Source organism: Microvirga flavescens, assembly GCF_003290125.1.
GTDB classification, from domain to species: Bacteria; Pseudomonadota; Alphaproteobacteria; order Rhizobiales; family Beijerinckiaceae; genus Microvirga; species Microvirga flavescens.
The window spans coordinates 1-23,293 of record NZ_QMKH01000002.1 but is presented as its reverse complement, the minus strand read 5'-3'; the positions used below and the strand labels follow the sequence as shown (position 1 = coordinate 23,293).

General features: G+C 64.5%; 17 protein-coding genes and 1 pseudogene. 12 read left to right on the top strand and 6 right to left on the bottom strand.

Annotation, left to right across the window (positions count from 1 at the left end):
- Positions 1-61: 61 nt before the first annotated feature.
- Entirely contained in the window at positions 62-4,777 is a 4,716-nt protein-coding gene (locus tag DQW91_RS04890) for an apolipoprotein A-IV repeat region-like domain-containing protein (protein WP_112662490.1), read from the bottom strand.
- Positions 4,778-5,170: 393 nt separating this feature from the next.
- Here DQW91_RS04890 and DQW91_RS04885 point away from each other — a divergent pair, with 393 nt between their 5' ends.
- Positions 5,171-5,491 (top strand): 2Fe-2S iron-sulfur cluster-binding protein, encoded by a 321-nt coding sequence (locus DQW91_RS04885; RefSeq protein WP_112662489.1) that lies wholly within the window; start codon positions 5,171-5,173, stop codon positions 5,489-5,491.
- A gap of 34 nt (positions 5,492-5,525) precedes the next feature.
- Positions 5,526-5,951, top strand: a complete 426-nt coding sequence (locus DQW91_RS04880) for a universal stress protein (protein WP_112662488.1) — start codon at positions 5,526-5,528, stop codon at positions 5,949-5,951.
- Here the strand turns inward: DQW91_RS04880 and DQW91_RS04875 are convergent.
- Positions 5,948-6,538 (bottom strand): hypothetical protein, encoded by a 591-nt coding sequence (locus tag DQW91_RS04875; RefSeq protein ID WP_112662487.1) that lies wholly within the window; start codon positions 6,536-6,538, stop codon positions 5,948-5,950. The two genes, DQW91_RS04880 and DQW91_RS04875, sit on opposite strands and share 4 nt — an antisense overlap.
- Positions 6,539-6,635: 97 nt before the next feature.
- Positions 6,636-8,495: a cation:proton antiporter domain-containing protein gene (locus tag DQW91_RS04870; RefSeq protein WP_112662486.1), complete on the bottom strand. Its 1,860-nt coding sequence runs from the start codon at positions 8,493-8,495 to the stop codon at positions 6,636-6,638.
- A 152-nt stretch (positions 8,496-8,647) separates the two neighbouring features.
- Between DQW91_RS04870 and DQW91_RS04865 the strand changes: the two genes are divergently transcribed.
- Entirely contained in the window at positions 8,648-9,193 is a 546-nt protein-coding gene (locus tag DQW91_RS04865; RefSeq protein ID WP_342633207.1) for an NUDIX domain-containing protein, read from the top strand.
- Positions 9,194-9,299: 106 nt separating this feature from the next.
- A complete protein-coding gene (locus DQW91_RS04860; RefSeq protein ID WP_112662485.1) occupies positions 9,300-9,932 on the top strand; it encodes a LysE family translocator in 633 nt (210 codons plus the stop codon).
- 62 nt (positions 9,933-9,994) lie between these two features.
- Here DQW91_RS04860 and DQW91_RS04855 read toward each other — a convergent pair whose 3' ends face one another.
- Complete coding sequence (locus tag DQW91_RS04855) at positions 9,995-11,281, bottom strand: cystathionine gamma-synthase family protein (protein ID WP_112662484.1); 1,287 nt, start codon at positions 11,279-11,281, stop codon at positions 9,995-9,997.
- A gap of 129 nt (positions 11,282-11,410) precedes the next feature.
- Here DQW91_RS04855 and DQW91_RS04850 point away from each other — a divergent pair, with 129 nt between their 5' ends.
- The 7 genes from DQW91_RS04850 (at position 11,411) to dksA (ending at position 18,569) form a co-directional block, all read left to right on the top strand.
- A complete protein-coding gene (locus tag DQW91_RS04850) occupies positions 11,411-11,935 on the top strand; it encodes a SixA phosphatase family protein (RefSeq protein WP_112662906.1) in 525 nt (174 codons plus the stop codon).
- A 77-nt stretch (positions 11,936-12,012) separates the two neighbouring features.
- Entirely contained in the window at positions 12,013-13,014 is a 1,002-nt protein-coding gene (locus DQW91_RS04845) for a hypothetical protein (protein WP_157961343.1), read from the top strand.
- A 68-nt stretch (positions 13,015-13,082) separates the two neighbouring features.
- Positions 13,083-14,531: a YcjX family GTP-binding protein gene (locus DQW91_RS04840; protein WP_112662482.1), complete on the top strand. Its 1,449-nt coding sequence runs from the start codon at positions 13,083-13,085 to the stop codon at positions 14,529-14,531.
- Positions 14,528-15,523 (top strand): YcjF family protein, encoded by a 996-nt coding sequence (locus DQW91_RS04835; RefSeq protein WP_112662481.1) that lies wholly within the window; start codon positions 14,528-14,530, stop codon positions 15,521-15,523. The genes DQW91_RS04840 and DQW91_RS04835 overlap by 4 nt, the downstream gene beginning before the upstream one ends.
- Positions 15,524-15,607: 84 nt before the next feature.
- A complete protein-coding gene (locus tag DQW91_RS04830) occupies positions 15,608-16,981 on the top strand; it encodes an MBOAT family O-acyltransferase (RefSeq protein ID WP_112662905.1) in 1,374 nt (457 codons plus the stop codon).
- Positions 16,956-17,984: a hypothetical protein gene (locus tag DQW91_RS04825; protein WP_112662480.1), complete on the top strand. Its 1,029-nt coding sequence runs from the start codon at positions 16,956-16,958 to the stop codon at positions 17,982-17,984. The genes DQW91_RS04830 and DQW91_RS04825 overlap by 26 nt, the downstream gene beginning before the upstream one ends.
- A 165-nt stretch (positions 17,985-18,149) precedes the next feature.
- Positions 18,150-18,569, top strand: a complete 420-nt coding sequence (dksA, locus tag DQW91_RS04820) for an RNA polymerase-binding protein DksA (RefSeq protein WP_112662479.1) — start codon at positions 18,150-18,152, stop codon at positions 18,567-18,569.
- A 61-nt stretch (positions 18,570-18,630) separates the two neighbouring features.
- On the opposite strand, the gene DQW91_RS04815 is transcribed toward dksA, so the two are convergent.
- A complete protein-coding gene (locus DQW91_RS04815) occupies positions 18,631-19,806 on the bottom strand; it encodes a flagellar biosynthetic protein FliO (protein WP_245410909.1) in 1,176 nt (391 codons plus the stop codon).
- A gap of 386 nt (positions 19,807-20,192) precedes the next feature.
- Here DQW91_RS04815 and cckA point away from each other — a divergent pair, with 386 nt between their 5' ends.
- Positions 20,193-22,718 (top strand): cell cycle histidine kinase CckA, encoded by a 2,526-nt coding sequence (cckA, locus tag DQW91_RS04810; protein WP_112662477.1) that lies wholly within the window; start codon positions 20,193-20,195, stop codon positions 22,716-22,718.
- A 96-nt stretch (positions 22,719-22,814) separates the two neighbouring features.
- Here cckA and DQW91_RS17195 read toward each other — a convergent pair.
- Positions 22,815-23,293: pseudogene (locus tag DQW91_RS17195) on the bottom strand (hypothetical protein); the annotation flags it as partial.

Here is a 23,293-nt window from a genome sequence, read left to right as displayed (position 1 = left end):
CCTTCAAAAACAAAAACGCGGCCCGGAGGCCGCGTTTTTATGATCTCATTGGTGCGTTCGATCAGTCGAAGCGGCCGCTGGCGTGAGCCAGCATGGTGTAGACCTTGCCCGTCTCGGAGGTCAGGTAGGTCTTGGCCAGCATCGAGTCCCGGTCGTCGCGAGAGACTTCCGCGAGCAGGCGCTCGAACTCGTCCACGTAGCGGTCGACAGTCTGCTTGAACTCGCTGTCGCGACGATACTTGCGGCGGATCTCGTCGAAGGTCTGCTGACCCTGGATCGTGTAGAGACGGCGCGTGAACACGCTGCTCTCGCCGCTCTTGTAGCGATCCCACAGCTCGACGGCCGCGTCGTGGTCGATCATCCGCGCGATATCGACCGAGATCGAGTCGAGCGATTCAAGGCTGTTCACGCGCGAGCGATCGGTGCGCCCGGCTGCGGGGCGTGCCGGCTCGGGCTGATCGTCCCGCGAGGCGCGGTTGAGCAGGTCCGACAGCCAGCCGCTGCGAGCGCCGCCGCCGATGTCACGCGGCGTGCCGATCTCCTCACGGCGCGGAGCCGGAGCAGGAGCGGGAGCAGGGCGCACTTCAGCGACCTTCTGCACCGGACGGGCAGGCGCGGGAGCCGGCTGGGCCGTTGCAGCCGAAGTCTCGGCATAGCGTGCGGTCGGAGCAGGGGCCTGCGCCACCACCGTCTGAACCGGAGTTGCCGGGCGTGCCTCGGCCACGGCGGCTGCAACAGCAGCCACGGCCGCCGCAGCAGGCGCTTCATTGACGCGGCGCTGCTGCACCGCCGGAGCCGCGTCGACGACACGGTTCGAGCGGGAAACCAGCGAGGCCAGTTCGTTGAGGGCCTTGATCTGGTCGGCGACGACGCGGCGCATGTTCGCCGTGGTTTCCTGGGTTTCCTGCGGCAGCTCGACGACGCCACGGCGCAGCTCGGCGCGGGTGTTCTCGAGCTCGCGCTGGATCTGGGCGGTCATGCCGCGCAGATCGCCCATCGTGTCGCGGAACTTGACGGTCGCGCCGTTGAGCGCTTCGGCCATTTCCGTGGCAGCCTGCTCGTAGGCATTGCGCAGGACAGCAGCGGTGCGCTCGCTTTCCGCGCCGCTGGAGGAGCGGATGCGCTCGAACTGCTCGTCGATGGCGTGGGTGGTCGCCTCCGCCGTGTCGGCAAGAACGGCGCCGATCTGGCGAGCCTTGGCTTCCGCGCTCTGCAGCGATCCTTCGATGAGGTTCGTGAAGGCGCTTGTGACCGACTCCAGATCTTCCGAGCGCTCGTTGATGCGGGCCAGAAGATCGCCGAGGGCGTTCTGACGGCTGCTGAGCGCGACGCTGATGCGGGCCTCGACACGTTCCAGCGCGGTGGCGGCATCCGTGAGGTGCTCCAGCTGCTCGCGGGTGCTCTCCGACAGGGAGCGGCTGCGCTCCTCGAGGTTGTAGGTGAGTTCCGAGGCCTGCTGCATCGCTCCCGAAGAGACGGTGCGCAGAGCCTCGACCTGCTCGGCCACCTGATCGGAAGCGCGGCCGGTCTGGCTTGCGATTTCCGAGAGCAGGCCTTCGATCTGCTCGACGCGGGTGGAGAGACCATCGCCGATGACGCCGAGATCCGCTGTAGCGCTGCCAGCGATCTGCTGGAGCAGGCGGTTGGCGTCCTGCAGACGGTCGAGCACGCCCGACAATTCGCTGCGCAGGCGGTCGTTGGTGCCGACGAGGGTGGCGACCGCGCGGGTCGTGCCTTCGTCGATAGCGACGCGCATCGACTCGGTCGATTGCGTGTAGACCGAGGTGAGCTCCGTCGTGCGCTCCTGCAGGGAGGAGAGCATGGTTTCGCTGCGGTCCTGCAGGGTATCGACGAGCAGAGTGCTGCGCTCGGCGAGCATGCGGGCTGCCGTCTCGCTGACCGAGAGAACCTCGCGGCTGATCGCTTCGCCGCGATCCGACAGGGTCGCCACGAGCGACTGGCCCTGCGTGTCGAAGATCTCCGCGATCTCGGCGATGCGGTTGCCGAGCGAGCCAGTGATGGCGGTGCCCTTCTCGTCGAGAGCGGTAGTCACGCGCTCGAGGCGGTTGACCACACGGTCCTCGAAGGCCAGCACACGCTGGTCGAGCGCCGCGGCGATCTCGTCGGCGCGGCCGCCGAGGATCTGGTTGATCTGGTCGGCGCGTGTGCCGAGGGTGAGGTTGATCTCGTCCGCCTGGGTGCTCAGCACTTCGCCGATCTGCTCGGCCTTCGCGGCGAGCGTATCGGTGATCGAGGTGCTCTTGGCGGCAATCGCCTGGCTGATCTCGTCGACGCGGGTCTGGAGAGCGCTCGCCACGTCGCGGCCGCCTTCGGCCATGACGCGTGCCATCTCGCCGGTCCGCACCACAAGAGCCTCGTTGAGGGCCGTGGAACGGGCGCTGAGGGTCTGGTCGACGCGTTCGACGATGTTGTCGAAGCTCGCCGCGATCTCGGAGGTGCGGCGACCCGCATGTTCCTCGAAGGACAGGAGCTTGGCTTCGATGGCGGAAGTCGCCTCGGTGGTACGCTCAGCGAGCGTGTCCGCGACGGTGCGGCCCTGAACCGTGATGAGACGGTCCATTTCCTCGAGACGGCCGTTGACCGTGTCGGTGAGGCTGCCGATCTCGTTCGACATGCGCTCGGCCATCGAGCTGCCGCGCGACACCACATCCTCGAAGGCGGTGAGGCGGGAGCCGAGGTTTTCCTCGATCTCGCGGCTACGCTGCGTGACGGTATCCGACAGGTTCTCGACAGTACGGTTGAGCGCTTCATTGACGCGCGCGCCCTGCGTCGCGATGGCGAGCACGATGTCCTTGCCGGTGGAGGCGAGGCGGTGCTGCGCGTCGTTCGAGTGCTGCGACAGAGCCTCGGCGAATTCGCGGCCACGAGTCTCGAAGACCGACTGGAACTGCTCGACCTGCGTGCCGACGAGCGTCGTGATGTTGGTGCCCATCTGCGACAGGCTGCTTTCCAGAGCCTCGCCCTGGACCGAGACGGTCTCGCTGACGCGCTGGCTTGCCGTTTCAAGGCGGTCGGCCAGATTCTCGACACGGTTGCCGATGGCTTCATCCGCAAGGCGCACGGCGTCCTGAAGCTGCTCGCGCACCTCGCCGCCACGCTCGACGATCTCGTCGACGACTTCGCGCGCCGTGGAGGAGAGCTGGCTCTGAAGGGTGGAACCACGGCTCGTCAGGTCGTCGAGAACCGAGGTCGCGGTGGTGGCGAACTCGCTGCGCACCGTCTCGCCGCTGGTGACGAGCTGCTGCACCAGCGAGGTGCCGGTGGACGTGATCTGCTCGCGCAGGACGGAGCCGCGCGCCGCGAGCTCTTCGCCGACCTGAACGCCGGCCTCGGCGAGCTGATCGCGCAGATGCGTCGTCCGCGTGGCGATGTCGTCCGTGATGGTGTTGCCGGTGGCGGCAAGCTTTTCGGTGATTTCGCCGCCGCGCAGGGCGAAGCTGTCTTCAAGGCTGCGCGCGGTTTCTTCAAACGCCTCGCGAACGTCGCTGCCCTGCTTGGCAAGGGCGTCGATCACGCCACGTCCGGTTTCGGCCAAGGTGCGGGTCACCTGGCTCGCGCCGTCCTGAAGGTGATGGGTGAGGAGTTCGCCCGTGCGCTCGAAGGCGCCAGTGATGTCGTGCGCCTTGCCTTCGAGGGCGGTCGTGATGGTCACGCCGACTTCGGAAATGCCGGACTTGATATCATCGCTTGCGCCCGAAAGGCGGTCCACGAGTTCCACGCCGCGGCTCGACATTTCCTCGACCACGCGCTCGCCGGCGCGGCCGAGAGCCTGCGTGATCTGCTCGCCGCGCTGGCCGAGAGCTTCGGACACATGATCGCCCGCGCGCTGCACGGAGGCGGCGACGCGCTCGGCGGTGGAGTCGAGTTCATGGGTCAGGTTCTGGTGCGCGCCGGTGATGGCGCTGCGGGCCCGCTCGGAGGTCGTCACAATGGCTTCGCGCTGCGTGACCAGTTCGTCGATGAGGGAGCGGATACGGATTTCGTTGTCGGAATAGGCGCGCTCGAGGGTCGAGATTTCGCTGCGCACGAGGGTTTCGAGTTCGCCGGCGCGAGCGAGGGCACGCTCCACGCCGTCGCCAACGGCGGCCACTTCACGGCGCACGGCCTGCGAAACCGACAAAACGGCATCGGTCGAGAAGTTCTCGGGCTGCGCGAGGCGTACGGCCACCTCGCCCACGGCGCGGGCGACGAGCTTCATCTCGTTCGAGCGGACGGCCATGACGGCCGCAACGTAGAACAGCACCACGGGCGTCAGCACCATGAAGCCGGCAATGGCGAGCTGCAGGGGCGAGAAGGCCGCGAGCAAGGCTTCCGGCGTCGTGATGCCCTGAGAGTAACCAAGGGCGCCGGCGCCGCCGAGCCAGAGGAGAGAGGCGAGGGTCGCGATGGTGTAGGCGCGGCGGGACGGGCGCACCTGCAGCGCTTGCAGCATCACGCCGACATTCTGCCGGTCGTCGTTAGCGACGGCCGTGCGGTCGGGCGCGAGGAAGGAGGATGAGCGGGCCGCGCCGCTTTCCGACTCGAGCAGGGGCTCGGAGATCTTCAACTCGTCGGCGCCTTCGAAATCACGGAACGGGCCACGGGTGAAATCGTGATCGTCGATATCCGGCAATTTCGGATCGGGAAGAGGACCGAATTCGCTCAGCGAGCCCTCGGCGCCGCCCGCCAGGGACGCCTCGTCCAGGTTGAGCGCATGCTCGACGGCCGACAATGCCGCCTCAGCCGGGTCTTTCATCTTCTTGTTTTCGATCGCCATGATCACCCTCGATGACGCAACTCATGTGGGTCTTGCTCGCTGCCTGCGCCGGAAAATCAGGAGCCGGAGAAAAATGACCGGGCCTTGAAAATCGTTCCTGCACAGGCTTTCCGAGGGAAAACCCGCCATTCAATCAAACGATTTTAGCCCTCGGGGGAGGTCAGGGGAACCCAAAGTCCCCAGACACCTCTAAACGTCGTTAACGTCTTAACCAGTTGGTTACCAAAAAAACCGTCGGAGGCTTACCGACACTAACGTAACTGTCGGCTTGACGCCAAGCACTCGTTTTTCCGTCGAAGTCTGTCTTTATTGGCCGCCTGATCCGAGCGAACAACCGGTTTCCACTTGTTCTGATCATGCTCTAGATAGGGACCGGAAACCGAAGGGTCCAGAATGATCAAGATTACATATGTCGATGCCGGGGGCACGGCGCGCGAAATCGAGGCTGAGGAAGGCTCGACCGTGATGGAAAACGCGATCCGCAACGGCATTCCGGGCATCGATGCGGAGTGCGGTGGGGCCTGCTCCTGCGCGACCTGCCATGTTTATGTCGACGAAGCCTGGACGGATGTGGTGGGCGAGCCGCAGCCGATGGAGGCGGACATGCTCGACTTTGCCTACGACGTGCGCCCGAATTCCCGCCTCTCGTGCCAGATCCGTGTCCGTCCCGAGCTGGACGGCCTGATCGTTCACACGCCGACCCGCCAGGGCTGACCCCAGAGACTGACCTCAAGAAAAGGCTGACATCATGTTCAAGACTTTACTGGTTCCCGTGGATCTGGCCGAGGTCGAGGCCTCGAGGCCGGCCATCCAGAAGGCGGTTGCCCTGGCCGAGGCCGCCGAGGGGAGCGTCCGCCTGATCTATGTGCGCTCGCTCGTGCCCGTCACGTACATGGAATTCATGCCGCCGACCTTCGACACCGAGCAGCAGGACGAGGCGGAGAAGAAGCTCGCCGAGGTCGCGGCCAAGGTGAAGCTGCCGTCCGAGCGCGTCTCTGCCGTCGTGCGCCTCGGTTCCGTCTATAACGAGGTGCTGGACGAGGCCGAGAAGACCGGGGCCGACCTGATCGTGATCGGCTCCCATCGACCCACGATGGCGACCTATCTTCTGGGCTCCAACGCCGCCACCATCGTCCGCCACGCCAAGTGCTCGGTGCTGGTGGTCCGGGATTAAGTTTCCGGCGGCAAAAGCTCAGACGGCAGGGTCCCGGCCTCGAATGGCCGGGGCCTGTTGAGCCGGATCATCGGTTCCAGCTGCCAGATGCAAATTCCCGCAAACAGAACGCCGAGCAGGGCGAGGCCCGTCGCGTTATTCTGCAAGGCGCGCCAGACCAGAATGGCCATCGCCACCAGGCACAAACCCGCCAGCGCCGCATTGGCCGCCCAGAGCGGGTAAGGGCGTCCTGCGATGAATCGCGCCTTGGGCGATGCCGTGGCAATGGCTCCGCAAAGCCCCTGAGCGAAGGCCCTGTATTCCCGGGTGAGCTGTTCGGATTCAACAAGACTCCTCCAGCTTAGCGAGGAAAACCGGAAGGTCTTGCCATCGGTCATCCTCACCGTGGTTTTGAAGGCTTTCTGCCCGAACCGCCCCGGCTCAAAGCTCAGCCGCACCGCTTCGACGGCGTCGAGGCGGACCTCGCTCACCTTGCGGCCTGAATCGACGGTCAGGCGGTCTCCCTTCAAGGAGAAGGACACCGGCGAGCTGAAGGGACGCGGGTTGTGGGTGTAGGTGAGGGCGGTTTCCTGCTTGGTTTCGTCCATAGGACCGTTCATTCCTGAATGCAGCGGCGTCATAGAAATCGAAAGGCTGGTCAGCCTCTAGACCGGCCTTGCCTCCGTGCGAAGCGGGCGAAAAGTTCTATCCGGCCGACTGGCGGATTTCATCTGCCGTGTTGTTCGGCTCTGTGGCAGGGTCCGCGTATTTGCCGACCGTCCGGCGGCTGCGGAATTCGATGCGGTCCGGATCCCCCTGGCGGATGTTCTGCTTGAGTTCCTTGCGGAACTCGTCCCGCCGCTCATGGATCGAGGCGATGACGAGGCCCATCGGGATGCCGACATCGGCCAAAACCGCCTCGGTGAGCTGGAGCGAGGCCTCGATGGTTTCCGGCACGGCGTCATTGACGCCGAACTCGTAAAGCTCCGCCGCATGGCGTGCATCCTTCGCTCGGGCGACGATGGTGAGGTCTTCCCGCTCTTGTCGGGCGGCGCTTACCACGGCCTCGATGGAGGCTTGGGTGTCCAGGGTCACGACAAGGGCGCGGGCATGTTCGATGCCGCAGGCGCGCAGGAACTCAGGATAGGCGCTGTCGCCGAAAAAGACCGGCTTTCCGGCCTTCCGTTGCGCCGCGACGCGAGACGGGTCGAGGTCTAGGCCGAGATAGGGCACGTTGTGGCGCTCCAGCATTTCGCCCACCAATTGGCCGACGCGGCCATACCCGGCAATGATGACGCGCCCTACCTCGTCGGAGGGTGGCGGCACTCTGGCTTCCGGGTCGAGTGCGCGGGGGTCTTCCAGCGAACGGCTGAGCTTGCGGCCAAGGCGCGCCATGACCGGGACGACGATCATCGTCAGCGTCGTGATGAGAAGGAGGTTCTGCCCCATGTCCCGGGGCAGGAGCCCGGCGGCGATGGCGTCACCGAGGATCACGAGGGCGAACTCGCCGCCCGGTCCCAACAGGAGGCCCGTTTCAGCCGCGACCGCCGTACTCAGCCCGAAGGCGAGGCGGCCAAGGCCCATGATGATCGCCGCCTTGATGATCACGATCAGCGCTGCCGCCACCAGGATCTGTCTCGGCATCGCATCGAGATGGGAGAGATCGAGCTTCATGCCGACCGACATGAAGAAGACGCCGAGCAGGAGCCCCTTGAACGGCTGGATCATCGCGTCGATGGCGCGCCGGTACTCGGTCTCGGCCAGAAGAAGGCCGGCGATGAAGGCTCCCAGCGCCATGGAGAGGCCGGTCGCCGCCGCCGCAAGGCTCGTGACCATCACCACCAGAAGGCAGGCCGCCATGAAGAATTCCGGGCTTTTCATGGCCGAAACCAGCCTGAAGAACGGCCGCAGCACCAGCCGTCCGAGGCTGACGAGCAGAAACAGGGCCAGCGCCGCCTGCGCGATCAGCACCGCGAAGGACGACATGGTCACTTCGGGGCGGCTCGTGTCGAGGGCGGCGATGGCGAAGAGGATCGGCGCGACGGCAAGATCCTGAAAGAGCAGGGCTGAGAAACTGGCGCGTCCGGCGGGAGCGTTCAGCCGCTTCTGCTCGTTCAGAACCGGCAAGACGATGGCGGTCGAGGACAAGGCGAGGGCAAGCCCGACGAGAACCGATGCGGTGACGGAGTGGAACGCGTTGTAGGCCAGCGCTCCCAGCGCAATGGCGCAAAGAAGGACCTGCAGAAAACCGAAGCCGAACACGAGACGGCGCAGGTTCCGCAGGCGCTTCCACGAGAGTTCGAGGCCGATCGTGAAGAGCAGGAACACGACGCCGAATTCCGCGATGTGGGAAACCCGCTCAGGGTTGGTCAGCGTGATCCAGTCGAGCCAGGGATGCTCCTTCACCCATTGCCCGAGGCCAAAGGGGCCGAGCAGCGCGCCCGCCCCGAGAAACCCGAGCACGGGGCTGACTTTCAAGCGATGGAAGAGAGGGACGACAATGGCCGCCGTTGCGAGAAAAAGGATAGGCTCCTGAAAAGAGTACAGGTCGACTGCGGCTGCCATCTGATTTGTCCGATTCCACCCATGATGGTTTGAAAGCGGATATGGATGCAAGCACTTACAAGCATTGCTTGCACGAATGCCGCAGAATTTGGTTTTCTGGTTGCCGCAAGGCGTGGCTCTGTTTCAGCCATACAAGACAATAAGGGGAAAACGTGTCGGAACGAGACATCACGACGCTCGATAGTCGCATCGTTTACGAGAACCGCTGGATGAAGGTTCGAGAGGACAATATCCGCAGGCGCGACGGTTCGCTCGGCATCTACGGCGTCATCGACAAGGCGGACTTCGCCATCATCGTTCCCGTCGACAACGGCGTGGTGCATCTCGTGGAGCAGTACCGCTACCCGATCCAGCGCCGCCAATGGGAGTTCCCGCAAGGCAGCTGGGAGGAAGCGCCGGATGCGTGCCCGGAAGATCTCGCGCGGGGCGAACTGCAAGAGGAAACCGGGCTTCTTGCCGGAGAAATCCTGGAGGCGGGGCGGCTTTACCCGCTCTACGGCACAGTGTCGCAAAGCTTCCGGATTTTCCTCGCGACGAAGCTCACGCCGGGGCCGCGTCAGCTTGCCCCGGAAGAGCAGGACATGATCACGAAGGCCTTCCCCCTTGCCGAAGTCGAGGCAATGATCCTGAACGGAACCATTCAGGACGCGGGAACCGTTGCGTCCTTCGGCATGCTGCGGATGAAGGGCCTGATCTGAAGGGCGATCACGCCGAATGTCAGATAGGCAGAATACGCTTTCCCATAGCGGGAAGTTCTCTTTCGCCTACAATCGTCGAAGTTGGCCTTTGAGAAGGATTGAGAGAATGCCGTCACTCGAGCTGCTTATCGCCTTTTTCCTCACGACGGCGATTTTTGCCTTCATTCCCGGGCCGGCCATGCTTTACGCGGCGGCTCAGACCCTCGCGCGCGGGCGCTTGCCCGGCCTCATGGCGGCATTGGGGATTCATCTCGGTGGCTATGTGCATGTCGTTGCCGCCGCTGCCGGCTTGGCGATCCTCTTTCACGCCGTGCCTGTTATCTACATGGCGGTGAAGTTTATCGGCGCGGCTTACTTGATCTGGCTGGGCATCTTGCTGTTTCGCGCAAAGGCGCACGGAGATGCCGGTATGTCCGCCATCCAGCCGAAATCCGGATGGCGCGCCTTTTTCGAAAGCATCACCGTCGAGGTTCTCAACCCCAAGACGGCGATTTTCTACATGGCGTTCCTGCCGCAATTTATCGATGCGTCGGCCGCATTTCCCGTCTGGCTTCAGTTCGTGCTGCTTGGAACGATCGTCAATTTGATGTTTTCCCTCGCTGACGTTGTCAGCGTGGTCTTGGCGGATGCCGTTTCGGCAAGGCTACGGCGATCGAGCAGCGCGCAACGCCTCACGCAGCGCATGGGCGGCGCGGTGCTGGTCGGCCTGGGCATTCACGTTGCGCTTCAGAAAAGCTGATGCACTTGCCTCTGCTCGCACGAACGTCGTGCGAGCAGAGGTTTAAAGCAAACTCTCGGCTGTTATCCCAACACGTCCAACGCCTGCGCGAGATCGGCCACTAGATCGTCCGGGTGTTCGATGCCGATGGAGACGCGGATGGTGGCGTCCGTGACGCCGAGGCGGTCGCGGGTTTCCTTCGGCACGCCGGAATGCGTGGTGGAGGCCGGATGGCTGATGAGGGATTCGGTGCCCCCTAAGCTCACCGCAAGCTTGAAGATCTTGAGTGCGTTCAGAACCTTGAAGGCCTCCGCTTCGCCGCCCTGTACATCGAACGAGAAGGTCGAGCCCGGCGCTTCGCTTTGCGCCTCATAGACCTTCAGCGCCGCCGAACCCTTGGGCAGATAGGCGAGGTGGTGAACCTTGGTGATCTTGGGGTGCTCGTTCAGGAACTTCGCGACGATCTCGCCGTTGCGGTTGGCTTCCCGCATGCGAAGGGCCAGTGTCTCGAGCGAGCGGCCGATCATCCAGCACGAATGCGGATCGAGCTGCGTGCCGATGGCAGAGCGTAGCAGGCGCACGGTTTTCATGTGCTCTTTCGAGCCGAGCGCCGCGCCAGCGATCAGGTCCGAATGGCCACCGACATATTTCGTCAGCGAATAGACGGAGATGTCCGCGCCATTGCGCAGCGGCCGCTGGTAGAGCGGGCCGAGAAGGGTGTTGTCGCAAACCACGATGGGGCGATGGCCCTGTTCCTTGCCGATCTCGTCGGCGACGCGCTTGATAAGCGCGACATCGACCAGCGTGTTCAGGGGGTTCGAGGGCGTCTCAATCATGATGACCGAAACGCGGCCCTTGGCCGTGGCCTCCTTGGCGGCGGCGCGTACGCTCGCCTCATCGACGCCATCGGCAAAGCCCACGGCCTTGATGCCGAGATTGGCGAGCGTCTTGGCGATCAGCGTTTCCGTTCCGCCGTAGAGGGGCTGCGAATGCAGGATCACGTCGCCGGGCTTCGCGTAGGCGAGAATGGTTGTCGCGATGGCCGACATGCCGGAGGAAAACAGAAGTCCGGCTTCCGCCTCTTCGAAAATCGCAAGCCTGTCCTCGACGATTTCGGCATTCGGGTGGTTGAAGCGCGAGTACACGAGACCCGCCGCCTCGCCCTTGGGCGGCTCGCGGCGGCCTGCGACGTAGTCGAAGAATTCCTTTCCATGCTCGGCGCTGTTGAACACGAACGTCGAGGTGAGGAACACCGGCGGTTTCACGGCGCCTTCCGAAAGGGTCGGATCGTAGCCGTAGCCCAGCATAAGGGTTTCCGGCTTCAATTTGCGGTTGCCGATCCGATCCTTGTGGTAGCGATCTTGTGTCATGGACTCCAATCCTCAATTCTGAGTGGAGCTTAATCTAGGGCAGCGGCTGCCTAAAGCCGCGTCACTCGTTCGGGCCGGGTCATTCACAGGAGAACGCATGACTCGGCTCTCCGTGAGAGGATGTTTCCCATGCTGCGTCTCATGCTTCTGCGCCACGCCAAGGCTTCCTCACCCTCGGGTGTTCTCGACACCGACCGTCCGCTGGCGAAGCGGGGTCAGGATGCCGCGACGCGGATGGGAGCCTATCTTCGCGGCGAAAAGCTCGTGCCGGATCTGGCGCTTGTCTCGCCCTCGCTGAGAACCCGCGAGACATGGAGCTTCGTCCAGCCGGCGCTGGGGATTGTGAAGGTCGAATACGACGCCCGGCTCTACGCAGCGCATGCCTTGCAGCTTCTCGCCGTGGTGCAGGAAATTGAGCCCGAGAACGAGAGCCTGCTTCTGGTCTGCCACAATCCCGGCTGCGAGGAATTGGCGGGTCTGCTCGTCGGCCACGGCGCGAAAGGCACGCGCCAGCACATGAGGCAGAAATACCCGACGGCGGCCCTCGCCGTCATCGACTTCGACCTGGATGCGTGGAGCGATATCGCGCAGGGCGAGGGCACGTTGGAGCGCTTCGTGACGCCGCGGGAGCTTGGTATGGACGAGGACGATTAGACGATCGCATCGGCCCGCCTATCTTTCGACGGAATGACCGCGCCCTTTTGTCGGCGGGTCAGGTATGGTGTTTTTCGATGCTGCCCCAGACTTTCATGGCGATCGTATTGGCCGGTAACGCTATCTTGAGCGGGGTTGTCCCTGCCTTGCCGGCGCGTGTGCAGGGCGAAAGCACCGGCACGGCCGAAGCGCGCTACGAGGCCGGGGCGAGGCAGGTTTCCAATTGGCGGGAAGAGGCGGTCGAGGGACTGAAGCCCGGTCCCGTGATCGTTCTCGCAACCCTTCTTGGCGTCGAGCGGCCTCTCGTCACGCGTTGCGTCAAGCTCAACAATTACTGGTGCATCAAGAGCGCCCGTTGGGAGGGCGAGATCGGCAAGGACGGCGAGGGGCATGTGGGCTTCGTCTCCGCCGAGCGGGGCGCGGATGCCGCCGCCACACTGCTGCGGCGCTACTATCTCGAATTCAACCGCAAGTCCGCTCTCGACATCGTGCGCCGCTGGGCGCCACCCGAATGCGGTACTATCACCGGCATCGGCGGTATGGTGCTGGCGGTCAAAGGCATCGGCGGCACGCTGCGGGCCCGCTGGCTCGCCGCCCATCGGGTTAAGCTCACGGCGGGCGGAACGGGGAAGGGCGCTCGAACAGGGCGCGTTTCCATCGTCATTCCGCGAACGGGGCCGATCTACCGCGTTCCGGACATCGCGGAGGGTATGGGTGAACATCCCAAGCCAAAGCCTGCCGCGCGGACCGCCGCGCAGCGTCTTCCGGAAAAATCCAGGCAGGCGGGCACGTCCGCAAAGGTCGCTTCGACATCCTCCTGCGCGCCCGATGAGGCGAGGCTGAAGAACTATGCGCAGCAGATGGTGGATGGCCTCGGCATCGGCCCGAACGACGATCTGAAGCTGTTTTCCGCCGAAGGGTTGCCGCAACCGAACCTCAAGTCCGTGATGCTTGCCATGTCGGCGTTCGAGCTTGGCATGTTGCGGGCCCATCCCGATCTCGTCGAAGGGGCCGTGCAGCGCGCCGCCGCAAGGGCTTTGCCCGTGCGCGATGCGGAAGCAAGGCTTGATGGCCGGTGACGCCGCCTTGCTTGTTCGGGACCGAGGCCCCACCTTCAAGCTTGACTTGTAAAAGGCAGAAACCGTCCGTGTCCGCCATCAGCAATCTCGCCTCCCGTGCCGGATCGGCGGCCCAATCGCTCTGGGAGGTTTCCGGCCAGTTCGTCCAGCCGTCCATGCGCATCGGCGTGACGGGGCTGGCGCGGTCGGGCAAGACGGTTTTCACGACCGCCCTGGTGCACCACCTGACCCGGGGCACGAACCTTTCCGCCTTCAGGGCTTCCGCCGAGGGGCGCATCCGCCGCGCCTATCTCGCCCATCAGCCTGACGATGAGGTCGCCCGCTTTCCTTATGAGGAACATCTCGACGCTCTCACCAATGCCCGCCGCTGGCCGCTTTCCACGGAACGCATCAGCGAGTTGCGGGTGGATCTGGAATACGAGCGCAAGGGCGGCTGGCGCTCCGGTCCTGCCTCGCTCGCCCTCGACATCGTCGACTATCCCGGCGAGTGGCTGCTCGATCTCGCCCTTGTCGAAACCTCCTATGCCGACTGGTCCCGACGTACCATCGAGGCGAGCCGCAGGCCGGGGCGGGAGGACATCGCCGCCCCCTGGCGGGAGAGCCTGAAAAGTCTCGACCCTTCAGGCCCTCCGGACGAACTTCTCGCGGCCAAGGCGAGCGAGGAGTTCAAGGTTTATCTGACCCTTCTGCGCGCAGGGCCCGAGGCGGTGGCGACGACCCCGCCGGGGCGCTTCCTCATGCCCGGAGACCTTGCCGGCTCACCCGCCCTGACCTTCGCGCCGCTCGATCTACCCGCCGGCCAGCCGATCCAGCAGGGCAGCTTCGCGGCGCTGATGGAGCGGCGCTATGAGGCCTACAAGACCCATGTGGTGAAGCCGTTCTTCCGCAATCACTTCCAGCGCATCGACCGGCAGATCGTCCTGGTCGATGTGCTCGCGGCGATCGATGCCGGGCCTGTGGCGCTGGCGGAGCTGGAAGAGGCGCTCGATCAGGTGCTCATCGCCTTCAGGACGGGGCGGAACACCCTGTTCTCCCGCCTCTTCGCGCCCCGCGCCGACAGGGTGCTGTTCGCCGCCACCAAGGCCGACCACATTCACCACACGGATCATGACCGGCTGGACGCGATCCTGCGCCTTCTCGTCAACCGCGCCGCGCGGCGGACGGAAGCGGCTGGCGCGCGGGTTGGCACGGTGGCGCTGGCCTCTGTGCGCGCGACCCGCGAGACGACCGTCCGCGAGGGCCGCGAAACCCTCAAGGCTGTCGCCGGCGTGCCCGAGGCCGGGGAAGAGGTCGACGGCGAGATCTTCGACGGCGAGACCGAGGCGGCGATCTTTCCGGGTGAGCTGCCCGAGAATCCGGAAGAGGTGTTTCAGGGCGCACTCCCGGTAGGTTCTTTCCGCTTTCCGCGATTCAGGCCGCCGAAACTGCCGGTGGATGCGGCGGGCCGGCAGGCCCGGATGCCGCATATCCGCCTCGACCGCGCCCTTGAATTTCTCATCGGGGACCGCCTGACATGACCCGCCGACCCCGTGCCTTCCGCCTCAACGCTCCCGACGTCGCGAGCGGTTCCATCGAAGTAGAGGAAGAACCCTTCGACGCCATCGAGGCGGCGGACGGCATCGTCGTGCCGATGGGTGAGAAGCGCCGCGCCCCCTGGGTCGGCATTCTGGTCTCGGCGCTCTCCGGCCTTCTCCTGCTCGGCCTTGGTCTTGGGATCGAGAAGCTGATCGTCGATCTTTATGCCATTGCGCCCTGGCTCGGGTGGGTCGCCCTCGCGCTGACCGCCCTTGCCGCGCTCGCCTTCATCGCCATCGTGGGCCGCGAGGCCGCCGGAATCTGGCGGGAGAAAAAGATCGAGCGGCTGCGCGACAATGCGGTCGATGCCCTTTCCGTAAAGGACCACGAGGCCGCGAGGGACATCGTGTCCGACCTCGTCGCGCTTTACGACAAGCGCGCGAGCGCCGCGCCCGGGCGGGCCCGCCTGAAGAATATCGACGATGAGATCATCGACGCCGACGACCGCCTCGCCATCGCCGAGCGGGAACTGCTCGCGCCCCTCGACGCACAGGCCAAGCGCGCCATCGCGGCGGCGGCGAAGCAGGTTTCCCTGGTGACGGCGGTGAGCCCCCGCGCCATCGTGGATGTCGCCTTCGTCATCTTCGCCGCCGTGCGGCTTTTGCGCACCCTCGCGCGCATCTATGGCGGGCGGCCCGGCCTCTTCGGGTTCCTGCGGCTCGCGAGGGCCGCCTTCAACCATCTGGCGGTGACGGGCGGCATGGCGGTGGGCGACAGCCTAATGCAGCAGGTTCTCGGGCTCGGCCTCGCCGCGCGGATTTCGGCGAAGCTGGGGGAAGGGGTACTGAACGGGCTGATGACGGCGCGCTTCGGCCTCGCGGCGCTCGCCGTCTGCCGCCCATTACCCTTCATCCGTGAAGATGCGCCCAGGATCGGGGATGTGGCCGGGGAGTTGGTGAGCCGGGCGGAGGCGGCCTCCAGCCCTCAAGGTTGACGTCGGCACCGCCTTCCCCCACAACAGCGGCCCGTCAGGCGCGGACGAGAGCGCCGCTCGTTGTTCGATCACGTTCCCGCCTCGATGCTCTTCAACTCCTTCATCTTTCTCTTCGCCTTCCTGCCGGTCGCGCTTCTGACGCATTGGCTGGTCGAGCGTTTCCGGCCCGAATGGCGGCTGCCGCTGCTCGTTCTCCTGTCGTTCGTGTTCTACGGCTATTGGGACTGGCGTTTCGTGCCGCTTCTTCTGGCGTCGGTGCTGGTGAACTGGTTGATCGCGCAGGCTTTCCTGGCATCGAAGTGCAGCGGGCTGGTGACGGTGGCTATCGTGGTCAACCTCGCCGTTCTGGCGGTCTTCAAGTACTTCAATTTCTTCGCCGATTTCGCGAACCTGATCCCCGGCCTTCACGCGCCGAAATTCGATATCGCGCTGCCGCTCGGCATTTCGTTCTTCACCTTCCACCACATCATGTACCTGACGGATCTGCGGGCCGGAAAAGCGCCCCGTTACGGTCTCGTCCGCTACGCCCTTTACATCGCCTTCTTCCCGCAGGTTCTCGCCGGCCCCCTGGTGCGCTGGAGCGAGATCATGCACCAGCTCGACGAGCGCCCCTACCAGCGCCATGACGCCGCTGAACGGTTTGCGCGCGGCCTCATGCTTCTCGTGGCGGGTCTCGCGAAGAAGGTGTTCATCGGCGATCAGCTTGCCGAATACGTCAATCCGATCTTCCAGGCTGCCGATGCGGGCAAGGCCGTGACGATGATAGAGGCGTGGCAGGCGACCCTCGGCTTCACGTTCCAGATCTATTTCGATTTCTCCGGCTACACGGACATGGCGCTCGGCCTCGCGCTCCTGTTCGGCATCGTGCTGCCGCAGAACTTCGATGTGCCGTACCGCTCGGTCTCGTTGCAGGATTTCTGGCGGCGCTGGCACATGACCCTCTCGCGCTTCCTGCGCGACTATCTCTACATCGCGCTCGGCGGAAACCGGCGCGGCCTTGCCCTCCAGCTCGTCGCGTTGTTCACGACGATGGCGCTGGGCGGCCTCTGGCACGGGGCAGGGCTCACCTTCGTGGTCTGGGGCGCGGCGCACGGCCTTGGCCTTTGCGCCGGAGTGCTGTGGCGCAAGGCCGGGCTCTCGATGCCGAACCTCGTCGGCTGGGTGCTGACCTTCATTTTCGTCATGCTCACCTGGGTTCTCTTCCGTGCCACCACTTTCGAAGGCGCGCTGCGGATCTATGAAGGGCTCTTCGGCTTCGGCGGCTTCGGCGCCGGCTTCAAGTGGCGCGCCATTGCGGCCGCTGCGGCGGTGGCGATGATCGGGCCGACCGCATGGGCCTTTGTCCACAAGCTGCCGGCCCGCCGCTGGATCGCGGTGGCTTTCGCAGTCCTCTTCGTGATCGTCCTTTTCAAAATCGGCGATGATGCGAACTATGAATTCATTTATTTCCAGTTCTGACGCCGGGCGCTGGCGGCGCTTCACGGGGGCGTTTCTCGCCACCGCCGCCATCGTTCTTTGCGGCATCGTCGTGTTCGCCTACGCGGTCGATCCTTACGACAGCGGGCGCTCCTCGCTGTTCGCCAAGGCGGGCGTGCGCCCGCAGGGGCCGCGCACCGCCGCGCCGAGCCGGGGCAGGGATCTGTCCTACAACGCCGCCATCGTCGGCAATTCCCATATCCAGCTTCTCTCGCCGGAGCATCTGAAGGAGACGACGGGGCTCGACTTCGTGCAGCTCTCCGTGCCGGCATCCGGGCCGAAGGAGCAGTTCGTCATTATCGACTGGTTCCTGAGGCACAGGCAGAATCCCGCCAAAGCTCTCGTCATCAGCGCCGATGAGAGCTGGTGTGGGCAGGACCCGGCGATGCCGAACACGAAGCCGTTCCCGTTCTGGCTCTTCAGCGCCAACCCGCTCGAATACGCCAAGGGCTTGGTCCGCTACGACATTCTGGAAGAGGTGCCGCGCCGCCTCGGCTATGTGTTCAACGCCAAGGCCGAGCGGGCCCGCCCGGACGGGTACTGGAACTACGAGCAGAACTATATCGACCTCGGCTATGCGAATGACCCGGTGCTGCGTCAGCGCCTCGAGACGCGCCCGGACGCCGACAAGACGATCCTGCCGTCCGACCCGATGAAGGGGAAATGGTCCTTCCCTGTCGCCGACAAGCTTAAACAGGTCGTCTCGGCGATGCCGGCGGACCTCGCCGTCGTTCTCGTCTTCCCGCCGAACTACAAGAACTACCTGCCGCCGCCCCAGACGTCCCGCGCCTACAAGGACGAGGCCTGCAAGGTGGCCTTGCGGGCGGCGATGGAGGCCCATCCGAAATCCACCGTGATCGACTGGCGGGTGGACCGGGAGGAGAATCGGGACCCGAATCTCTATTTCGACCTGACCCATTACCGCCTCCCCATCGCCCGCAAGGTCGAGACCGATGTGGCTGCGGCCCTGCGCAAGCTCCGCTAGGGAGGGTGCGGCAAATCGTTCTTTCGTCTGAGAAAAACGGATTCTGCCGTGAAAATAAGCAAAGGTTTGGGACGAATTGGCTGAATGGGCGACACGGAACGCGTTGTCGTCGGGCTTCTCCCCATATATAGGGGCCGCACAGTTCACGGGGATTGAACGGCCCATATGACGAACACCGTAATCGATGAGGGTTATCGTCCGACCGAGGACGAGCCCTTCATGAATGAGCGGCAACGGGAATATTTCCGGCGCAAGCTGATTCGGTGGAAAGGGGACATTCTGCGAGAAGCGCAGGAAACCCTCGCCGCCCTTCAGAGTGAGAGCGAAAACCATCCCGACATTGCCGACCGCGCCTCATCGGAAACCGACCGCGCCATCGAGCTCCGCGCCCGGGACCGCCAGCGCAAGCTGATCGCCAAGATCGACGCTGCCATGGCCCGGATCGACGACGGCTCCTACGGCTATTGCGAGGAGACGGGCGAACCGATCTCTCTCAAGCGCCTGGAAGCGCGGCCCATCGCGACCCTCTCGCTCGAGGCTCAGGAACGCCACGAGCGCAACGAGCGGGTCCATCGGGACGACTGAACCAATAAAAAAGGGCTCCGGAAACGGAGCCCTTTTCATTTGGTAAGTCGTGAGCCGAGGATCAGCCCTTGCTGCCCGTATCCGTCGGGCGGCCGAGCAGGCGGGCGAATTCCGCTTCGATCTCCTCGACGGAGAACGGGTCGCTGACCTTGCGCGGCGCGGGAGCCGGAGCGGGCTCTGGCTCGGAGGGTGCTTCCGCCGCCTTGGGCTCCTCGACCGGCTCGGGGGCCGGGGCGGGAGGCAGTTCCTCCTCGGGCTCGAAATACTCTTCCTCGATCTCAGGCTCAGGCAACTCCACCTGAGCGATCTCGATCTCAACCGTTTCCTCGATTTCCTCGATCTCTTCGACGATGGTCTCGACGATCGGCTCCGGTGCGGGAGCCGCAGGGCGCTTCAAGGCTTCCTCAAGCTGCTTGGCCATGTCGGACAGGATCAGAGCGTCGGGCACGCGCGGAGCTGCCGGCTGGGCGGGCTCCGGCGGGATCGGGGCCACAGGCTGCTCTGCGCGGAAAACCGGCGGAACAGGCGGTGCGGGTGGCGGCGGGGGCGGAGGCGTGACGATGCGGGGTTCCGGACGCGGGGCCGGAGGTTCGGGCAGCCTGGGTTCGAAAGCCGGCGCGGGCCGCGAGAAGGATTCCTCGCGAGTGACTTTCAACTCGGGCTCCACATGTGCGGGCTCCACATGGGTCGGCTTCAGCAGCGGTTCCACCTGGGGCAGGGGCTGGGAAGTCACCGGGGCGCTGACGGAGGCGACCGGGGCCAATTCCTCGTCGATGTCCGATTCCTCGGACGGGCGACGGATGAAGGCGCCGAGTTGCGCGGCCAGTTGGGATTCGATGTTCGGGCGAACCGAGGGCTCGACCAGCGGACGCGGGCCGGCTTCCAGGGCCGGTTCTGCACGCTCGACGGCCGGCTCGCTTGGGCCGGTCGGCAGGCGGGCTCCCGCCACGCGGACGATGTTGGTTTCGATGACGACGTCATTGAGGCCGCCGACGAGCAGCAGGTGCTCGACATTATCGCGGCGCAAGAGGATGAGCTGGCGCTGGCGGTCGAGGTCATAGACATCGACGACGCCGAGGCGCGGCTGGCGCGAGCGGCCGCGACCCTGGCCAGGCAGCAAAAGCCGACCGCCGGTCAGGCGGCGCAGAACCCAGGCAAAAAGCAGGACCAAGGCCAGAATGATCGCGAAGGCGATGACGTATAGGATGGCCCGTGATCCTTCGATCTGAGAAAACACGATGAACTCTCAAGCGTTGAGGCCCAGACAGGGCTGTTCGGGAGTTTTTAGCACAATGCCAGTCGAAACGGGCAAAGAGGTAAATGAATGGTTAATGCCCGCCCGTCGCTGGACACGGCCTGACAGGCGGTCAGTGGAAGAGATGGCTTGGAACAAGCGATTTGAGGCTTTTTTGAGCCGCGGCGCAATACTGTGTCCGGATGTTGACAACTTGGCCTCCTCAAAGCCCGGCGGCAGGCTTTGCCAGTGGTCTTCGATCTTGAAAGGGAGATGTTAAAGCTTCGGCCTTATTCCGAAAGGTCAAACAATCGGCTCACACGGCGTGCGCTTGCGGGCCAAGCTCTTGTTCGGCATAACCAATTACCTTTCGAGGATTCGGGAACTTCATGGCTCACGACGGCGATACGCCCTCCGGCGCACCCATCGACCGGTCTGATCGTTCCGGCCATGCCGGGTTGGTGCTGCTGCTCGCCGCCGTTCTCGCCGGCGCGATCTTCGGCCTGCGGTTTCTCGGCAATGACCAGGCCCAGCCGCTCATTCTCGCCCTGCTCGCCTTTTTCGCGATGGCCGGGGTGTTCTTCCTGTTCGCCCTGGTGATCGGCGTCATCCGGTTTTCCGCAAGGTCCGCCCGTAACGACATCACCAAGATCATGGCCGACACGTCCTCCGAGGGCATGGCCGTGGTGGAGAGCGACGGGCGCATTTCTTATGCCAACGAGGCCTATCTCGCGTTGTCGGGCAGCGCCCATGCAGATGAGCTGCGCCCCGTCGAGCGCCTTTTCACGGGCGCGCCGGAGGTGTCGGAGGCAATCTACCGTCTGGCTCTTGCGGCGCGGGAGCATCGCGCGGCGAGCGAGGAGATCCGGCTGTCTCCCACCCTCGACAAGGCGCGCGAGTTCGGCTGGTACCGTGTCCGCGTTCGCGGGATCGAGCGCCCTAATGGCCGGCCCGCCACGTTGTGGACCGTCGCCGACATCACGCATGAGCGCGAGCGGCAGGAGAATGTCTTTCAGGAACTCCAGCACGCCATCGATTATCTCGATCATGCGCCCGCGGGCTTCCTCTCCATCGCCCCGAACGGAGCGATCATCTATCTCAACGCCACGCTTGCATCCTGGCTCGATTACGATCTTGCGCAGGTCGGCTCTGGCGGCCTCAGCCTCTCCGATGTAGTGCCGCGCAATGTCGTGGCGATGATGACCTCTTTTGTCGGCGAACCCGGCAGCGTGCGCACGGAAACCTTCGATCTCGACCTGCGCCGCCGCAATGGGCAGTTCCTGCCGGTGCGGCTCTATCATCGCATCGCCTTCGGGCAGGATGGGCGCATGGGCGCGTCGCGCACACTGGTGCTCAACCGCTCGCCGGGGCTCGGCGTCGATGAAGGCCAGCGCGCCGCCGAGGTGCGCTTTGCCCGCTTCTTCAACAACACGCCTATCGCGATTGCGACCGTGAACCGCGCCGGCCATCTGGTGCAGGCCAACGTGCCCTTCACCAAGCTGTTCGGCGCGCTGCCCACTGGCGAGGAAGGAGCACCCATCGCCTCCGCTTTCCGTGACGGTGAAGGCGGCCAGATCGCGGCGGCTCTGAAGGCGGTGGCTGAAGGCCGTGGCGAGGTGCAGCCTCTCGAATTGCACCCGGCGGGACAGGACGACAAATCCGTTCGGGTCTGGATCACGCCGGTCAGCGACGCGGAGGCGGAGGGCGAGAACGCGATCCTCTACGCGCTAGACACCACGGATTTCCGCCGCGTCGAGGAGCAGCTCGCGCAATCGCAGAAGATGAACGCCGTCGGGCAACTGGCGGGCGGTGTCGCGCACGACTTCAACAACGTGCTGCAGGCGATCATCGGCTACAGCGATCTGCTGCTCGGCAACCACCGGCCGACCGATCCGTCCTTCCAGGACATCATGCAGATCAAGCAGAACGCCAACCGGGCCGCGAGCTTGGTGCGTCAGCTTCTGGCCTTCTCCCGCCGCCAGACCCTGCGGCCCGAGGTTCTGAACCTCAACGACCGCCTCTACGACCTTTCCATGCTGCTCAAGCGGCTTCTCGGCGAGCGCGTGCAGCTCGATCTCACCCACGCGCGCGACCTGTGGTTCGTGAAGGCGGACGTGAACCAGTTCGAGCAGGTGATCGTCAACATGGCGGTCAACGCCCGCGATGCCATGCCCGGTGGCGGCAAGCTTTCGATCCGCACGGCGAACGTCTCCGCGCATGAGGCCGCGCGCCTCAAGGTGAGCGGCATGCCGCCCGCCGATTACGTGCTGGTCGAGATCGCCGACAGCGGCACCGGCATGACGCCGGAGGTGATGGAGAAAATCTTCGAGCCGTTCTTCACCACCAAGGAGATTGGCAAGGGAACGGGCCTTGGCCTCTCCACAGTCTTCGGCATCGTCAAGCAATCCGGCGGCTTCATCGACGTCGATTCCAGGATCGGCCAGGGCACGACGTTCCGCATCTACCTGCCGCGCCACGTTCCCTCCGAGATGCCTGTCGAGGAGACGAAGACCGAGACGGTCAAGAAACCCGCCGCCGACATGACAGGGCAGGGGGTTATTCTCCTCGTAGAGGACGAGGACCCTGTGCGTGCTGTGAACGCCCGCGCGCTCACAGCGCGCGGCTACACGGTGCTGGAGGCTGCCTCCGGCGTCGAGGCGCTGCAGATCATCGACGAGCGCGGCGCGCCGGTGGATCTCGTCGTCTCCGACGTGGTGATGCCCGAGATGGACGGCCCGACGCTCCTCGGCGAATTGCGCAAGCGCTACCCGGACCTGAAGATCATCTTCGTCTCCGGCTACGCGGAGGATGCGTTCAAGAAGAACCTCCCCGAAGGCGAGGAATTCAACTTCCTGCCCAAGCCCTTCAGCCTGCGCCAGCTGGTGGAGACGGTGAAGCAGGTGGCGGGGCGGTGAGGCCCCTGAAATCTGAACGCTGTCATTGTGAACGAAGAACCCCTGGCTGCGGGAGCAGTCAGGGGCTCGTTTGAGACAGTCGCTTTTCTTGGATGCTTAGACGAAGAACAGTTCTGTGTAGGAGAACTTTGTCAGCGCCTTGTTCTTGGAGAAGGTGGCGATCTCGATGCCCTGCTTTGAACCCGAGCCGTCCTCATCGTAGATCAGCACGCGCTTCTTCGTGTCGTAGATGAAGAAGTCGTCCTTGTCCTTGGCCGTGTCCAGGCTGAAGAACTTCTTGGCGAGCTTGACGGGCTTGTTCTCGGTCGCCTTCATGATGGCTTTGTAGAGCGTCTTGTTCTTGCTGAAGAGCGCGTTGTCGAGCCAGATCGAGTCGTCCTTGACGCTGTAGTCCTTGATCGTGTCGAAGTTGACCTTGCGGTCCGTCTTGGCCGTGCCCAGCTTGCCGTCGAAGACGAAGATGTCCTTGCCCTTGCCGCCCGTCAGGACGTCATTGCCATAGCCGCCCGAAAGCGTGTCGTCGCCGTCGCCGCCATTGAGCTGGTCGTTGCCGTCCCGCCCGGCGAGCCAGTCGT

Bases quoted from the DNA above. Each gene is read 5' to 3' on its own strand.
- DQW91_RS04845 (WP_157961343.1), top strand. From the start codon at position 12,013: ATGCTGCCCCAGACTTTCATGGCGATCGTATTGGCCGGTAACGCTATC.
- DQW91_RS04890 (WP_112662490.1), bottom strand. From the start codon at position 4,777: ATGGCGATCGAAAACAAGAAGATGAAAGACCCGGCTGAGGCGGCATTG.
- DQW91_RS04855 (WP_112662484.1), bottom strand. From the start codon at position 11,281: ATGACACAAGATCGCTACCACAAGGATCGGATCGGCAACCGCAAATTG.
- dksA (WP_112662479.1), top strand. From the start codon at position 18,150: ATGACGAACACCGTAATCGATGAGGGTTATCGTCCGACCGAGGACGAG.
- DQW91_RS04830 (WP_112662905.1), top strand. From the start codon at position 15,608: ATGCTCTTCAACTCCTTCATCTTTCTCTTCGCCTTCCTGCCGGTCGCG.
- DQW91_RS04835 (WP_112662481.1), top strand. From the start codon at position 14,528: ATGACCCGCCGACCCCGTGCCTTCCGCCTCAACGCTCCCGACGTCGCG.
- DQW91_RS04860 (WP_112662485.1), top strand. From the start codon at position 9,300: ATGCCGTCACTCGAGCTGCTTATCGCCTTTTTCCTCACGACGGCGATT.
- DQW91_RS04885 (WP_112662489.1), top strand. From the start codon at position 5,171: ATGATCAAGATTACATATGTCGATGCCGGGGGCACGGCGCGCGAAATC.
- DQW91_RS04825 (WP_112662480.1), top strand. From the start codon at position 16,956: ATGAATTCATTTATTTCCAGTTCTGACGCCGGGCGCTGGCGGCGCTTC.
- DQW91_RS04870 (WP_112662486.1), bottom strand. From the start codon at position 8,495: ATGGCAGCCGCAGTCGACCTGTACTCTTTTCAGGAGCCTATCCTTTTT.
- DQW91_RS04875 (WP_112662487.1), bottom strand. From the start codon at position 6,538: ATGGACGAAACCAAGCAGGAAACCGCCCTCACCTACACCCACAACCCG.
- cckA (WP_112662477.1), top strand. From the start codon at position 20,193: ATGGCTCACGACGGCGATACGCCCTCCGGCGCACCCATCGACCGGTCT.
- DQW91_RS04850 (WP_112662906.1), top strand. From the start codon at position 11,411: ATGCTGCGTCTCATGCTTCTGCGCCACGCCAAGGCTTCCTCACCCTCG.
- DQW91_RS04880 (WP_112662488.1), top strand. From the start codon at position 5,526: ATGTTCAAGACTTTACTGGTTCCCGTGGATCTGGCCGAGGTCGAGGCC.